The organism is Sphingobacterium sp. HMA12, assembly GCF_002933815.1.
Taxonomy (GTDB): Bacteria; Bacteroidota; Bacteroidia; order Sphingobacteriales; family Sphingobacteriaceae; genus Sphingobacterium.
On record NZ_BEYR01000001.1, the window covers coordinates 2,859,814 to 2,875,929 of the forward strand.

12 protein-coding genes are annotated in these 16,116 nt (G+C 39.4%); 8 read left to right on the top strand and 4 right to left on the bottom strand.

Annotated elements, in window-relative coordinates:
• Positions 1-66: 66 nt before the first annotated feature.
• Both HMAT_RS12320 and HMAT_RS12325 read right to left on the bottom strand, forming a co-directional pair.
• Positions 67-1,275, bottom strand: a complete 1,209-nt coding sequence (locus HMAT_RS12320) for a FecR family protein (protein WP_104382978.1) — start codon at positions 1,273-1,275, stop codon at positions 67-69.
• A 54-nt stretch (positions 1,276-1,329) separates the two neighbouring features.
• Complete coding sequence (locus HMAT_RS12325; RefSeq protein ID WP_104382979.1) at positions 1,330-1,914, bottom strand: RNA polymerase sigma factor; 585 nt, start codon at positions 1,912-1,914, stop codon at positions 1,330-1,332.
• A gap of 345 nt (positions 1,915-2,259) precedes the next feature.
• On the opposite strand from HMAT_RS12325, the gene HMAT_RS12330 reads away from it, so the two are divergent.
• Positions 2,260-2,523, top strand: a complete 264-nt coding sequence (locus HMAT_RS12330) for a hypothetical protein (protein WP_104382980.1) — start codon at positions 2,260-2,262, stop codon at positions 2,521-2,523.
• Positions 2,524-2,931: 408 nt separating this feature from the next.
• Here the strand turns inward: HMAT_RS12330 and HMAT_RS12335 are convergent, their stop codons facing one another.
• The gene (locus HMAT_RS12335; protein ID WP_104382981.1) at positions 2,932-3,900 is read right to left on the bottom strand and encodes a metallophosphoesterase; all 969 of its coding nucleotides are present in this window, start codon (positions 3,898-3,900) and stop codon (positions 2,932-2,934) included.
• A gap of 454 nt (positions 3,901-4,354) precedes the next feature.
• Positions 4,355-5,215 carry a serine hydrolase domain-containing protein gene (locus HMAT_RS12340; RefSeq protein WP_104382982.1) on the bottom strand — a complete coding sequence of 287 codons (861 nt, stop codon included), beginning with the start codon at positions 5,213-5,215 and terminating at the stop codon, positions 4,355-4,357.
• A 311-nt stretch (positions 5,216-5,526) separates the two neighbouring features.
• On the opposite strand from HMAT_RS12340, the gene HMAT_RS12345 reads away from it, so the two are divergent.
• The 7 genes from HMAT_RS12345 (at position 5,527) to HMAT_RS12375 (ending at position 15,968) form a co-directional block, all read left to right on the top strand.
• Complete coding sequence (locus HMAT_RS12345) at positions 5,527-6,105, top strand: RNA polymerase sigma factor (RefSeq protein WP_104382983.1); 579 nt, start codon at positions 5,527-5,529, stop codon at positions 6,103-6,105.
• 61 nt (positions 6,106-6,166) lie between these two features.
• On the top strand, positions 6,167-7,267 hold the full coding sequence (locus HMAT_RS12350; RefSeq protein ID WP_104382984.1) for a FecR family protein: 1,101 nt from the start codon (positions 6,167-6,169) through the stop codon (positions 7,265-7,267).
• Positions 7,268-7,283: 16 nt separating this feature from the next.
• Positions 7,284-10,760: a SusC/RagA family TonB-linked outer membrane protein gene (locus HMAT_RS12355; protein WP_104382985.1), complete on the top strand. Its 3,477-nt coding sequence runs from the start codon at positions 7,284-7,286 to the stop codon at positions 10,758-10,760.
• 12 nt (positions 10,761-10,772) lie between these two features.
• Complete coding sequence (locus HMAT_RS12360; protein ID WP_104382986.1) at positions 10,773-12,191, top strand: RagB/SusD family nutrient uptake outer membrane protein; 1,419 nt, start codon at positions 10,773-10,775, stop codon at positions 12,189-12,191.
• A gap of 29 nt (positions 12,192-12,220) precedes the next feature.
• Positions 12,221-13,408, top strand: coding sequence for a thioredoxin-like domain-containing protein (locus HMAT_RS12365; protein ID WP_104382987.1), 1,188 nt, complete (start codon positions 12,221-12,223; stop codon positions 13,406-13,408).
• A gap of 380 nt (positions 13,409-13,788) precedes the next feature.
• A complete protein-coding gene (locus HMAT_RS12370) occupies positions 13,789-14,664 on the top strand; it encodes a helix-turn-helix domain-containing protein (protein WP_104382988.1) in 876 nt (291 codons plus the stop codon).
• Positions 14,665-14,747: 83 nt separating this feature from the next.
• Entirely contained in the window at positions 14,748-15,968 is a 1,221-nt protein-coding gene (locus HMAT_RS12375; RefSeq protein ID WP_104382989.1) for a TCR/Tet family MFS transporter, read from the top strand.
• The last annotated feature ends 148 nt before the right edge of the window (positions 15,969-16,116 follow it).

The window sequence follows — 16,116 nt, forward strand, 5'->3', positions numbered from 1 at the left end:
TCAACTAGTCTTTTCGAAGACAAAATTCAGGAGCGATCGCAACGCTCCTGAAATCTTCTCAATTGGTTATCTTTTCACATATATTTTCCTCCCTTTCAATTCAAAGTGAATATCTCCGACTAATTCGATCGTACGGAGCAGTTTGTTGATATCATCATATCTTGACACCGTGCCTGAGAAAGCAAAATTTTCGGGACGATAATCAAAGTGGACTTCCACGTCATACCATCTACTGATAATTTCCATGACTTCGTCAATAGATGTATTATAAAAAGCAAATTTCCCTTCTTTCCAAGCGGTGAAATAGCGCGGGTCGACTGCGGTCTTTAAAAAGTTTTTGTTCGTAAAAGGTAACACGGCCTGCTCAGCAGGATTTAAATATATCTTGTCTTGTGAGCCATCTTGAACATTTAACTTTACTTTGCCTTCTACCAAGGTTGTCACGATAGATTTACCATAGTTCTGAAGGTTAAAAGACGTCCCCAAAACCTCCAATTTCTGATTTCCCGTATTGACAATAAAGGGCACATGCCTTCCATGATGGATTTGTTTAGCGACTTCAAAATAAGCTTCACCCTGTAGTTGGACTTTTCTTTCATCGCCATTAAAACTAATCGGATAACGAAGTGTAGTGGCAGCATTCAACCAGATCTTTGTACCATCCGCCAACAGTAGCTTATATTCTCCACCCCGTGGTGTAACGATTGTATTATATGCTGTCTTCTGATTTTCAGCTTCTGATCTCTTCAAACGATATGATATGATGCCTTTGTCCGATTTGATAATTTCAAATGCACCATTATCTATGATGGTATCTAATTTTAGTTTTTCGAGATCTATTCGCTCGCCACTTTCTAAAATTATTTCGGCTTTTTGGGACCCAGGAACTACAGCTAGAGAATTGGCAGCTATAGCATGATTATCAGGTCTATTTTTGTGTACATAAAAGAAGATTGAAGCAGATATACCGACCAATAGCAATATAGCGGCGATGCTGACATATCGTAGCATATGCATTGATGCTCTCTTTTTATTCGAGCTGGAAACAACTTGGTCTTTTATTCTTTTATCTTGAATGATCGTCTTAAAAAGATTATTATGTGCAATTTGATTGTTTGGAGACTGCGCTATCTCTTCCTCCTCCATAAGCTGTTGCCATGCTTCCAAAAAATCTGGATCATGGAGATAATTAGCAAAATTTTCCTTTGCAGGCTCATCTAATGTTTTTGCCAAAAACTGGCTGATAATAATTTTATATGCTTCTACTTTGGACATCCTTATCTATTGTACGCTATAATATTATTCGTACAACTGGATAGAATGAACTAGTCAAAAGATATTTTTTATTAAAAAAAAGATTAAAAGTAAACTATCAAGTTTCAAACGTACAAACTGGCATGCTGCTACGAGGTGGTTGCGGACAGTATTTTTGGAAATACCGATTTCTTCGGAAATTTCCGCATAGCTCATTTCCTCTATTTTGCTTTTATGAAAAACAAGCTTTTGTTGTGGTGGTAAGGAGGATACAATCGTCTGGAGTATTTTATCTAAATCTTTATGAGCTATCGTCCGTTCCAATTCATCACTCAATTCATCCCATTCAGCCAAGCGTGAAAGTTGGTATTTTTGTCTTGATAGTTCTTTTCGAAACAAAGTGATAGCCATTCGTTTCGCTACTAAAAACAAAAATGGAAAGATGGCTTCCGCAGAGGGAATTGAATTGCGTTTCAAAAAAAGCTGTACAAAAATCTCCTGCGTAATCTCCTCCACATCTACGTCGGAAGTACATACACGACGCACTTTGTGATACATTAAAGGTCTGTAAAAATCAAAAATCTTTTTAAAAACCTTTTCGTCTCCCAATTTAAAGCGATTAAATTCATCAAGACTCAATGGAACTGCATTTAAATCCATGGTTATATTTTCCCTAGGTTACACTTGGTCTAAGCAACAAAACTCATATTAAATCTATATAAATGCAAGGTTATTTCAAAATGAAATGTACGTATCCCGAAATTTCAGTCAGTTACACCATGTTCATTTGTATTTATTTTTTGTATAGAATTAATGTAACCCCTCTGCAAAAAATTGAAGTACTTAAAAGTAGTGGATTCGGTGATGAATCACGATCAATGTACTTATCCACGAATTCCGGTGCTATCACGAACCAACGATTCATAAATCTCATCGAGCGAATTGTAAATCCATTCATAAACAAATCCAAACCTCTATATATTTAAATTTAAATTAAAGATCACTATGTTGAACAAATACCAATTTAGTAAAAACCCTCTGCATTATATTTATGCCCTGATCTGGTTGGGCCTGTTCGCTACCTTTGCCTTTTACCTTTTTACAGGGGAGATGTTCAGACCCGAGAACGGCAAGATCCATATTGTTGCAATTCTTATTGGTTGGGTGGTGCAATATCTTGGTCTTACACTGACCTGCCTGATTATCCTATTTTTAGGGGTATATAAAGCATTGCGAACTGTATTGGATAAGAAAGAAATTGAATCTTAGTTAGTTGATACGCAAAGTCAAAAATACCAAAGGCAAACTTGGACGTGTAAACGGCAAATTCTTATTCTAAATTGTCCGCCAGCGGCTTCGACAAAGTGGTTCAAACGCTGGAATTTAGCAAAGGGATTAAAAAAAGATAAATCCAATGAGAAAATAATAAACCTATCAAGTGAAGAATGCAACCGGACCCCGGACATAGATCTGAGCGGTGGTATAAAAGGAATTGTTTATTTCATTGCTCCACTTCCCTTTTATCGGCACCACAAATTGAAAATCATTCCAAAACTGCTTATAACTTATTGTCTGATTATAAGCAGCTATGGGTAGCACACAAAATATCAACAGTAGTGTAAGAGAACATAATCTGATCATCTAACTAGGGCGATAATGGTCATATCTGAACTGTTATTAGCCGAGTTTTCTGTCTGAAATAAAAGGCACAATTGGATAAACATAATTATCCATATTTACCCCCAGTTTTTCGGGGGATGACCCGACAAATACAGTTCTTTTACCTTTGATCATAATCCGGCCTTTATGGTCAATTTCAATCATGGCCCATAAGGGATCCTTATACGGAACAGTATACTTGATATAAGGGTGTGCTTTATCAACCTCTTCTGAATAACGGATCTCTTTGTAATCATCACCAAGCCATTGGTATGATGCACTATTTATCTGTACATAATGTATTCCATTAATATGATTGTAATAATCCTGATGATGATGGCCACTGATAACCAAAATGACCTTTTTTTTGCCTGCCTTATCATTTGCTTTCTCTAGGGTATAACGCAACAAAGTCCCATTCTCCAAGCCGCCGGCATCATTATCCAAGCCTTGGTGGCAAAATATGACCGTCGGTAAAGATGTTTCATCAAGATCTTTTCTGAGCCATGCTAACTGAACCGGTGAAATATATCGTGCGTATCCCTTTGGACGGTCAGGACTTTCATTATGTTCGTTGCCATCAAGCACTACGATGTGAAATCCATTTGAATCAAACGAATAATATCTCGCCTTAGCGTCCCAAAATGCAACAACCTGATCATGTGTATATCCGCCATCATTGTCATGATTGCCAATCACATGATACTTGGGCCCATTAAATTTATTCCAAACCTCCATTAATGGTATATTACTTTGTTTCGGCACACAAAAATCCCCTCCCTGAATAATAAAATTCGGTTTCTGTTCATTCATCTCCTTTATAAAAGCGGATAAACGTTCGATACCATCATGCATAATATCATGATGTAGATCAGTAATCATCCCGATCCTGATTTTTTTATCCGTTGGGCTTAATTCAGGATATCTTGAAAAAAGCAGGGCACCACCAGCGAGACCCGTTGTTTTAAAGAACTCTTTTCTGTCCATTTTTTTATTTTTTTAGTTGAAACCTTGTCATTATTACTACATGATCTGAAGGAAACATAATGGCTCTGTTGTCGTTGCTACCCATACTCCCACTTTTCATCAGATCCGCCGATTACGGTCACAATATTGCTTTCAACACTCTCAAGGTTAGGAGTTATGATAGATCACCTGCAATTTTACCATTGTTTGAAATTGGTTTTAAACAAATATATGCATAATACTAAACTATGTTTAGTATTATTTAACTGTTTTTTATTTTATTTTTGGTGAATTGGTTGCCGTATTTGGCATTGCGAAAAATAAAGCTGACAAAAAAAATACTATATTTCTCGTAATTTGTGTTTAGCAATAAATTTGAAAACCTAGAGTTTACAGATAAAGTAAATTTCATTTGTATAGATGAATGCAATAAGGGATATAAACATTTTCTACCGAAATATATTCCAAATATTACTTATATTTTCTTGAACTCTAGAACCAAAGCTCCTTCCCTCAACAACAGGCGCTGTTCACCGGGTATAAACTCCAAGATGCTACCTTCATCGCCGTACACAAATGTATGGTCTGATTTATAGTGATAAGGGACATACATCTGTCCATTCTCCGATAGCTGACCGATCAAATTTGTGCCATCCGAGGAAATCGTGATCGTTTGGCTACCGTCCTTATATTGATAGGTTCCTCTTATCTGGCGAAACTGCTCCTCGGTCAGTTCTTTTGTTTTATTGAAATCAGGTAAGATGGGATCTTTGCCATAAACACATTGGATGAGTGTATTTTGGACCTGGCTTAGGTTAATATTAACGGCATTACACAAAGTCACGATCCCTAGCTTTTCCGCTGGAAAATACCAGTAATCCGAAAAATAGTTTTCAATTCTACCACCATGAATATACCCTATCGGATTCTTAAATCGTGCTTTTTCAATTCCCATTCCATATTCCCCTTTATTCTCGGGTAGCATTAATGCCAGGCTCTCCTTTGAAATTAACCTACCCTCAAACCGGCCTGAAAGAAATCTATTAAGTTCTATCGCCGTGGTCGCTATACCACCGCTAGCAGGATGATTGGAAAAATTTACCTTTGAATTTTCAATATACCTATTCTGAATATTATACGATATCGCTTCATGTTTATTTGGATCTGTCTCTGTCGAGAAATATGTATTTCTTAATTTAAGTGGTTCGCATATCTTTTCATTTAATAGCGCTGCATAAGACTTGTGATATACTTTTTCCAGTATAAACCCCAATAGCGCATAATTCGTATTGCTGTATTCGTAGGCATGACTAATCGATTTATTTGGTAGTCCTATCTAATATTTTTGATAATAATCGTCGGCCCTTGTAATGAACCCCTTACAGAGCTCAATTACACTACTGCGGATTATATTATTTATCGAATTTTACAAAAATATTAAAAGTGAATTCGATAGAAAAATATTTTATGTATTACATAAGTTTCAATACCTTCGCAATATATAAATGACCATTTGAAATCTACCTTCACCACGGGAACTCAGGTTATTCAATAAATTATCTTATTTCTAAAGGTAACCAAAAGTCATGTATAAATCCTGTATCAACTATAAAACGGTTTTAAAGGTAAATCCTCTTTTATCAAATTATGGAATTGCAACTTAAAAAATACAATGAATGTAGTGACGAACAGCTCTTCAAGCTTATAAAGCTTAGTGACACATCTGCATATAAAACATTATATGATCGTTTGTTTCATGTGTTATTTGCGCACGCTTTACATAAACTGGCTTCCAAAGAAGATGCGCAAGATCTCACGCAGGATCTTTTTATGAACCTGTGGAATAAACGGGCGCACATCATGATCGAAGGAAAAGTTATCAACTTTCTTTTCGTGTCCCTCAGAAATAGTATTATCAACTATTATATAAAAACTAAAAAACAAAATGAACGTCACGAACTCTATCATTACTTTAAAACTCATTTTGAGGCCACGACTGACCGAACAATCCATAAAAACGAACTTGAAAAAATCATTCAGAATGAAATAGATGCTCTTCCACTCAAGATGAAGCAGATCTATTTGCTCAGCAGACATCAGGAACTCTCGCATAAAGAAATTGCCGATTTGATGTCCATTTCCGAATTAACGGTCAAAAAGCAGGTGGCCAATGCCCTCAAAATACTTAAGAAAAAAATTAATTACGTACTTTTTACTTTTTTTTAAGTTCATCTACTCCCATCGGTCATTAGCTTTGTCCTGTTTATAAAAGCTCATTTAGACTGCGATGACGGAAAAAGAAATTACAGACCTTTTAAAACGGTATACGGATCAACAATGCACGCAAGATGAAATAATCCTTGTCGAATCCTGGTATAATTCTTTGAAGTATCAACATCCAATTCAAGTGGATGAATTCGAGGAAATCAAGTATCAAACCTGGCATTCATTAAATATTGAGCCTATAAAAAAGAGGGGCCTTTATCAATATGCTGCGGTCTTAATCGGCCTCTTGCTCTTGTCTACCGCTTCTTACATAATTGCCCTAAATTATAAAAAAGACAGTTCCCACACATCGACCACAATTCAGACCGTTGGCTATGGAGCGACACTATTTTTGGGTTCGAAAGACTCGATAAATCTGGATGCGCTACAAATTGGGCAAACAGTAAATGCGAATGGCATCAACGTAAAAAAACTTGATAATGGAATGATTTCATATGAAGTTCAATCCGATGTTAAAAACACAGGCGAATTAAACAAATTGATTGTTCCTCGTGGGAGTCAATTTAAAATAAAGCTTGCTGATAGCTCGCTGGTCGTTGTCAATTCTGAATCCGAACTTGAATTTCCTTCCCAATTTGCAAGCAGTGAGCGTCGGATAAAAATGGTTGGCGAAGGATATTTTGAAATTACCAAAAATAAATATAAACCTTTTATCGTATCATCCAAAGAACAAGAGGTCACTGTACTAGGGACTAAGTTTAACATACAAGCCTATCGTAATGAAAAAAATATAACCACTTCTCTTCTGGAAGGAAAAGTCCAGGTTTCAACACCTACAGGACAGGTGATTCTTCTCCCCGGCGATCAGGCGCTGTATACCGGTGAACACATGCTGGTCTCCAAGGCCAAAACCTCATCCGTCACGTCATGGAAAGAAGATGTCTTTGTTTTCGATAGTGAACCGCTTGGCAAAATCATGCAACAATTGTCTAGATGGTACAATGTCGAAGTTAGATTCGAAACGAAAGAGATTGCCAAAATAAGCTTTACTGGAAGAATATCTAAATATCACTCAATCGACCAGACCCTACATCTACTTGAAATAACCGAAAAAGTAAAATTTAAGATTGACAACCAAACAATCCATGTAAAAGCGAACTAACTTAACTCTAAAGTTTATGAATATTAAGTATTTTAATCATGTAAGATTTTATCTTACATTGTTACTCCTTATTGCTTTCTTTACGGATTTTTCTGTAGCTGCCTATGCGCAGAAAATTACTTTACAGGCACATGAAAGCAGCCTAAAAACGGTGATCAAAAAGCTTGAGGAACAAATCCCCTACCGCTTTTTGTACGCCGATGACATGTTAAAAAACACATCTCCTGTTACCTTGTCCATTAAAGATAAAAATCTCCGGGATGTACTGACAGACATTTTCCAGGCGCAGCCCCTATCCTTCCAGATTGAAGATAAAACCATTATCATCAAGAACAAGCTGCAGCAATTGGGCACCGTATCCGGAACGATCAGACGCATAGATGAAAATGCTCCCCTGCCGGGGGTCACGATCAAAATAGTCGGAAAAGGACTTGATCTACTCACTGTCTCGGACCCAAAAGGAAATTATACCTTTGCTGATATTCCTTACGGTACCTATCAGCTTTCCTATAGCTATATCGGTTATTTGACAGCCGCATCCATGATCCATTTAAATACGTTAAAGCTAAATCAGGATATGACTATGCGTATTGCTGATGCCAAATTGGATCAGGTTGTAGTTATCGGATATGGAGCCAAACAACAAAAGGATCTGACGAGTTCAGTTTCTTCTATTAATCAGGAAAAACTAGCAGATTTTAGTAATAATGCGGCAACATTCGAGTCTATTCTGGGCGGTGCCGCAAAAGGTGTCTTGGTGACGCAAAACTCTGGTGCACCAGGTTCAACGGCCAAACTCAACATTCGCGGCATTACTTCGCCCTTATCGGGCAGTACCAACGAACCTCTATACGTGATAGACGGGGTACCTTTTTTTATCGATGGATATTCTGATTTTCCAACGATCAACCCGCTTTCAAATATACCGGTTTCGGAAATCGAAAGTATCGACATCCTAAAAGATGCTGCTGCAACTGCGATTTACGGATCACGCGGGGCGAATGGCGTGGTCATTGTCAAGACCAATCGCGGAAAGAAAAATAGGCCCTTTTCAATTTCGGCAGATTACACCCATTCAATCAACAACTCCACGCGCATGTACAAGCCACTGTCCGTCGATCAATTTAAAGATGCGCAAAACACCATTATACTAAATACAATAAATGGTATAAATGACGGTAAAATTGACCCCTATGAAGCCTACTACAATCAAATACCGGCTATAGAACAAATGGCGTTTGTCAGCCCTTTAGCAGATGACGGATTTGGTACTCCCTTGCAATACCGCTATGATGGATTAAACAATGATGCCTTCGGACCGGGCAATACCGACTGGACACAAGTAATCCGCCATAAAAATGCTCGTACTTCACAATTTAACCTTTCTTTAATTGGAGGATCGGACAACAGTAACCTAGCGTTCAACTTTAATACATTCGATCAGGAAGGGTTATATATCAACAACGGTCTCAAACGCCATAGCGGCCGACTGTCGTTTGATAGCAACATTACAGATCGTCTGACTGCAGGAGCCTCCTTATCGTATGCTTACAGCACACTAAAATATGGCCAACAGTTGTTCGCCGGAGGTAATACAAAACCTTGGCTAGTAAGACCCGATGTGGTGCCATACGATGCAAGTGGTAACTTCAACCGCATTGACGGTTCGCTCATGTATGGTGCTCCCGTGATGTTATCAAGTCCTTTGGCTCAGCTCAGCAATCGCGGCTTAAATAATATACACCAATTTTTGGGGGCAGCTTATGCCGAATATGAAGTGCTCAAAAATTTTAAATTGCGTGGCGACATCAGCATTGCCTCTTATAATGGTGGCGCAAGTATTTTTGCCCCAACTTACACACAGGATGATTTTACGGCTTTTGGCAGTAAACTGTACGCAACGTTGAATACAAATACATCCAATAACAGCAATACCAGTCTCAATTTCAGGGCAGATTATGACTGGAAAAAGAATGGCCATCAATTATATGCAATGGCTGGTATCGGATTTGACCGCTCAAAGAATTCAGGCGATTCAAATAGCTACGAAGAATTTCCGGACGATGAGATTCTGATAGATCCGGGATCGGCGGCCAGAAACACGTTTTTCACATACTACAGGGCCGATCAAGGGTTAAACTCTATTTACAGCCGATTAAGCTATAAATACAAAGACCGGTATCTGGCTGAAGCAAATTTCCGTACGGATGAATCTTCTAAATTCGGTCCCGGAAATAAACGGGCATATTTTCCGTCTTTATCCATGGGATGGCGTATCAATAACGAAAAGTTTATGCAAACGGCCGACTGGATCAACAACCTAAAACTACGCCTGAGCTGGGGTAATACCGGTTCGACCAATATCAATAACTTCTTGTACCGTCAGTTTTTTGTACGCAGTTCGAATGACCTTTGGGGCGGCAAACCAGCGATTGTATTAGATCCGAATGTTCCTAACCGTGATGTCAAATGGGAAAAAACACGTGAATATAATGCAGGATTGGATTTTGCGCTATTCAACAATCGATTTACAGGTAGTTTTGATATATATGACCGCTACACGACTGGTGCATTGGCACCGGCACCGATAGCATTGGAAGCTGGCTCTAGCACTTATTCAGCTAATATCATCGATATGAGCAATAAAGGCTTTGAGCTTGAATTAGGCTATGATCTTATCAAAAAGCAGGAGTTCACCTGGAATCTATCATTTAATATTGCCCGCAACCGAAATAAAATCGAACATTTAAACGGTGCTAATATTAACGCTTATTCCTTAGATAGTTACATAGAAGGCTATCCTGCTGGTACCAGAAAGGGATATTTAGTTGAAAAAATACTTGATTCACAGGAGGAAATAGATGCACTGAACAACGGTTCATCGACAGGGTATTACCAAAATATGGCTACAGGTACCGGCGATTATAAATATAAGGACCTCAACGGCGACGGTGTGATCACGACCGATGACCGTGAAGTCATCGCGACTGCACAACCCAAATATTTCGGCGGTTTTTATAGTCGTATACATTATAAAAACTTTAATTTTTCTTTTGTTTTCCAATATTCCAAAGGTGCAACTGCTGTAATGGATGACTTTCAGACGAGCCTCTTTGGCATGTTAGGTCAGAGCCTTCAGCAGGAAATTTATAGCGATATGTGGTCAGCGACCAACCCGGGCGCCCATTTCGCCAAAATAACTTATTATGACCCGGCGTCCAACGCAAGAACTTCTGACCGTCTGGTGTACGAAACATCTTTCCTGCGTCTTAAAAACATCAACGTGAGTTATGCCCTACCGACTGCACTAACGAAAAAATGGCGCGTCAATCAGGTATCAGTATTTGCTTCGGCGTCCAATCTATGGACTTTGACCAAATGGCCGGGGTTGGATCCTGAATTTGTCGGAACATATATTACCACAAGTACATCCAGTAATGATGCCTATCCGATGTCAAAAACATTTTCTCTGGGCATTAAGGCTGCATTTTAACATACAATCAACATGAAAATAAAATATTTGGGAATATTACTGGCAGGAACATTAGGAATGAATTCCTGCTCCATGGTAGGGGATATCGATGATATCAAACCTTACTATAAAATGGAAGAAGACAATGTCGTCTATAACCTGGAATCAGCAGAGTCTGTTTTGCGCGGTGTATACAAAAGCTGGAGAGCGTTTAACGTATCTTCTTTCCGCCTTTACATGTCCATTCTTTCGGGCACCGCCGCAAGCAAAGGCGGTGGATTGACTGGAGGTCAAGAGTTTGTAACCAATAGTGTACAGGCCAATAATATCGCTCTTGCTAATATTTATCAGGGATCTTACCTCACAATTAATACAGCGAACAATTTGATTCATTTGATGGAAAGAGGGGATGCAAAAGGTGCTCCCGAACAACGTGTCAGAGAGATCATCGCCGAATGTAAGATCCAGCGCGCACTCGCCCATTTTCAGCTACTCCGTCATTTCGGCTATTTTTTTGATCTGTCATCACCTTATGGAATTGTGTTGAGAAATATGCCTTTTGCAGGGACGGAAACTTCAGCACGTGCATCCGTACAGGAAAGCTATGATTTCATACTGGCGGATTTGAACGAAGCTATTGCCAACGCACCGCAACATAGTGAGCTCCATTATTATGTTACAAAGGCCACCGCCCAAGCCTTGAAAGCAAAAGTTCTCTTACATATGCGCAACTACAATGAAGCTGAAAACATTGCTAAAGAAGCTATTGCTTTAGCTGAAGACAATGGCTACCGACTGGAGGAGTCTTTTAGAAGCATCTTCACCAATGGTTATGATTCTCCTGAGGCACTTTTCGCAACCTATACCGAAGGCGCTATGGAAAGTGCTACCGATCTGATTGCCCGTACCACTTACAGTGAATACACCAGACGTGTGGCAGATATACTAGTGGCCGGTGACAACGATGGAAATCTGAATACCGGAGATGGTTATGACCAACGTTTTTACCTGATGTTCAATCCAACACTAGCGGGGGCTCAGGGCAATGGAAAACATCCTTATTCACTTAATGGAGCGGGAAAGCATAACACGCAAATGGTACTACGTCTCGGTGAAATCTATTTTATCCACGCCGAAGCTGCTGCCCGAAACGGTCACTATGATAGTGCACGTCAAAGCTTTCAAACAATGGCCTCACGTGTTGGATATCCTGCAGATTATGCCAGTAAGATCAGTAACAACACACTGCTGACCGCTATCTTTCGACATAAGGCATTGGAACTATTTGCTGAAAATGGCGAAGACTGGTTTGATTTTGTCCGCTACTATCATGAAAAAAACATGAATTTAAATGCAATCAAAGCAACGATCAAATCGGACATTCAATTGGTATTGCCCCTTCCACAAACTGCATTGGCAGGGAATAATCAATTGCAACAGAATCCACTTTAAAAACCTTATGTCTTTAAAAATAAAATCTAATGAAAAAACTATTTTTAACTCTTTCCTACAGTGCGCTTACACTGATCACCTACGCCCAACAGACTTATTCTCTGTCCGGTAAAATCAATGGCGAAAAAGCGAATGGACAGACCGTTAGTCTACGGGCAGATAATGGACAAAGGAAAATCGGAAGTGCTGTCATTAAAAATAATAGCTTTCAGATCAAAGGATCTTTTGATCATCCTGAATTGGTAAGAATGATTATTGCTCCTGCTGAAAAATCTGACCAAAAATTATGGAAAGCAAGCGGATTCTATTTAGATAAGGGCCGACTTCTTCTGAGCGGCCATATCGACAGCCTTCCTTCCTATTATTACAATCCGAAATCGCCTAACGTAAAAGCTATCGTTGAAGGTTCACAAACGCAAAACTTAGCTAATCAATTAAACCGGAGCATCATTGGTGAACAACAAGCATTAAGTAAACTGGACAAGGCCTATATGCAGGAGTATCATCTTCCGGCGATCGATGGAAAATTCTATACAGATCGAGGTGTTTCGATTCTTAGAGAAATGGAACCATACAAAAAAACTGTCTTTGAAAAAAAATGGACATTTATCCGGAACAACCCTACATCCCGGGTCGCGCTGGATGAAGCCTCTTATATGGTCATGGGCTATGGGGAAGAAAGTCTCTCCAAATTACAAATGGATGAACTTCTTCAGCTCTTTGGACCTTCCTGGCGGGGTGAAAAAACATTTATTGATTTTCAGACTGCAGTCACAAAAGCCAAAGCAACAGCGATTGGATCCAACATATTAGATGGCCCAATCTTGGACAAAGCGGGGAACAAGGTGCAGTTAACCTCCATATTTCCGAAAGACAAAAAATATATTCTACTTGAATTTTGGGCTTCATGGTGTGGTCCATGCCGGGGTGAAATTCCACATTTACGTCATTCCTATGCAACATGGAAAGACAAAGGTTTTGATATCGTAAGTATTTCGCTGGATGAGAAAGAAACGGACTGGAAAAAAGCAATGACCGAAGAGAATATGGCTTGGAACCAATACAATGCCCGGGAAGGTTTCAATAGTCAGATTGCTAAAAGTTACGATATCCAAGGCATTCCATACGCTTTGCTTATCGACTCAAATGGTACAATTATAAAACATGGTATGCGTGGAGCAAGTTTAGACCGAGCGTTGGAAGAATTAACCAGATAATCAATCTGCCCTTCAAAATAATTAAATTATCGTGCGGGCGAATTTGTTGCCCGCATTTATTATTGACAAATTATTCTACATACAAATAATTAACCAATCGATATTTTCTATCACGAATTATTCATCGTGCTAGAGGAATAATTTACGATTGTAATGCTATACGTAAATTTGGGTTAACGTCTATGTATTGATCTGCCAAAACTGCCTTTTTGCCCGTCAACCATTTAAACGCAGACTAGTATTATTCTTTGCTAAAGCATGCATCAAATGTCAGGCTATAGATAACGATATCTGAGGAAAAGAAGGCGTATGTAAGCATTATCAGGGAATACCGAAAAATCCCCGCATTGCCATACAAATGAATTTGACGATATTTGAATATGGCAGTATCCCTTACATCGGACAACGTGTATAAACAATATAATATTGATCTTTCCAAAAAGATAGAAGGAATCGCTGTGCTCCAGCAGAAGCACGTCAATGGGCAAGCGTATTCGGAAAATCCCCGCCTGTTTGATGGATTGATTCTTGCATTTATGGTCAAAGGCTCCATGAAAGCCCGTATTCATTTCCTGGAACACGAGCTTTGTGCAGGCCAGATTGCTATTGTCCAACCTCAATTAATGCTAGAGACACTATCCATGACGGAAAATGCGGAGATCATTACCGTCGGTCTTTCTGTGGATTTCATTTCGACATTTCCAATGCTACATGACTTTGTCATGAACAACCAGATTCGCTGGCAGCCTGTCCTGGGTCTTCAAGCCGAAGAAATGACAATAAAAAATGAATTGTTAAGTCTCATACAAAAGGTATTTCACAAAAATCAAAGTCCTAAAAAAATCGAAATGCTACGGCATCTTGTCATTTCACTGATGAACCTGATCGCTGAGTCTTATCCCGCGCTAGCTGACCACAATAATCCCATAAAAAGCCGTACGCATGAAATTATTGATGAGTTCTATCTATTAATTTCAAAATATGCCACCCAACAGCGTAGTGTTTATTTTTATGCAGAGAAACTCCATCTCACCCCGCAATACCTCTCTACATTCCTCAAGCAAAAAACAGGAAAATCTATCTTACAATGGATTGATTATGTTACGCTCATGCATGCCAAAACCTTACTCAAATCAACCAGCTTGTCGATCAAACAGATCAGCAACAAGCTAAATTTTGATGAACCAAGCATCTTTTGCCGGTTCTTTAAACGTCTTTCCGGCACCTCACCCTCCGTATTTAGAAATCGAGGATAATTACCTGACTAATCTTACAAATTGTACACAAAGACCATAAAAGTGTAAAAGATCTGTGCCCGATTGCGACCTACTTTTACAGCATGAAAATCGCAACAAAAAAAGCAGCTATCGGTTTTATATTTGTGACCTTGCTGATCGACATTACAGGATGGGTAATCATACTTCCAGTGGTTCCCAAACTCATTCAAGAACTTATACATGCGAATATCAGTGAAGCGGCGACCTATGGCGGATGGCTTGGTTTTGCCTATGCCTTTACGCAATTTTTATTTTCGCCTATCGTAGGTAACCTTAGCGATAGATACGGAAGGCGGCCAATTATTTTAATCTCACTTTTTGGGTTTGCCATAGACTATATTTTCCTGGCGCTAGCACCCACGACAGGCTGGTTATTTCTAGGAAGGATAATTGCTGGGGTTACAGGTGCCAGTATGTCGACCGCCAGTGCGTATATTGCAGACATATCAACAGATGAAGATCGGGTCAAAAACTTTGGAATGATCGGAGCCGCACTGGGCCTTGGTTTTGTCATTGGCCCCGTGATCGGCGGCCTGCTTGGGCAATTTGGGGCGAGGGTTCCATTCTACGCTGCAGCCGGCCTATGCCTATTGAATTTTAGTTATGGCTATTTTATCCTGCCTGAAAGTTTAGATAAGAAAAAACGGAGGCCTTTCAATTGGAAACGTGCCAATCCAATCGGCTCCTTTAAATTTTTGGCGAGACATCCTAAGATCTCAGGCCTTGTGACGGCACTGGTATTGACTTACATCGGTGTCCACGCCGTACAGAGCAACTGGCATTTTTTTACGATGTACAAATTTGGATGGAATGAGCAAATGGTGGGGTATTCGCTGGGCTTGCTCGGATTACTGTTAGGATTGGTGCAAGGAGTTCTGATACGATGGACGTCGCCAAAATTAGGAGAGCAACGAAGCATTTACTATGGTCTGCTATGTTACGCAATAGGTCTGCTTTTATTTGCGTTTGCCAGTGAAGGCTGGATGATGTTTGCTTTCCTAATCCCGTATAGTCTCGGCGGCATATGTGGCCCTGCCCTGCAATCGGTTATTACAAAAAATGTACCTGCAAATGCACAAGGAGAGCTCCAGGGAGCATTGACCAGTTTAGCGAGTGCGACAGCAATTGTAGGTCCTCCTGTCATGACCAATCTATTTTATTACTTTACGCAGGATAGCGCTCCTTTCAAATTTACTGGAGCTCCCTTCTTTCTTGCCGCTCTATTAATGGCCACCAGCGTCGTAATCGTCGGTATCGCTTTAAAAAAAGATAATCATAAATAGGGGTAATCTTTATTTTATCCGTTTTAGTTTACTGCCTTGAATAGGGATTTCATTATTCAACAGGAAGTAAGGAAGCTTATTGATAGGCTACCGTCCAAAAAAGGAAAGCTATGCGTTTGAAAGTTTATTTGAGATACTGACAGAACAG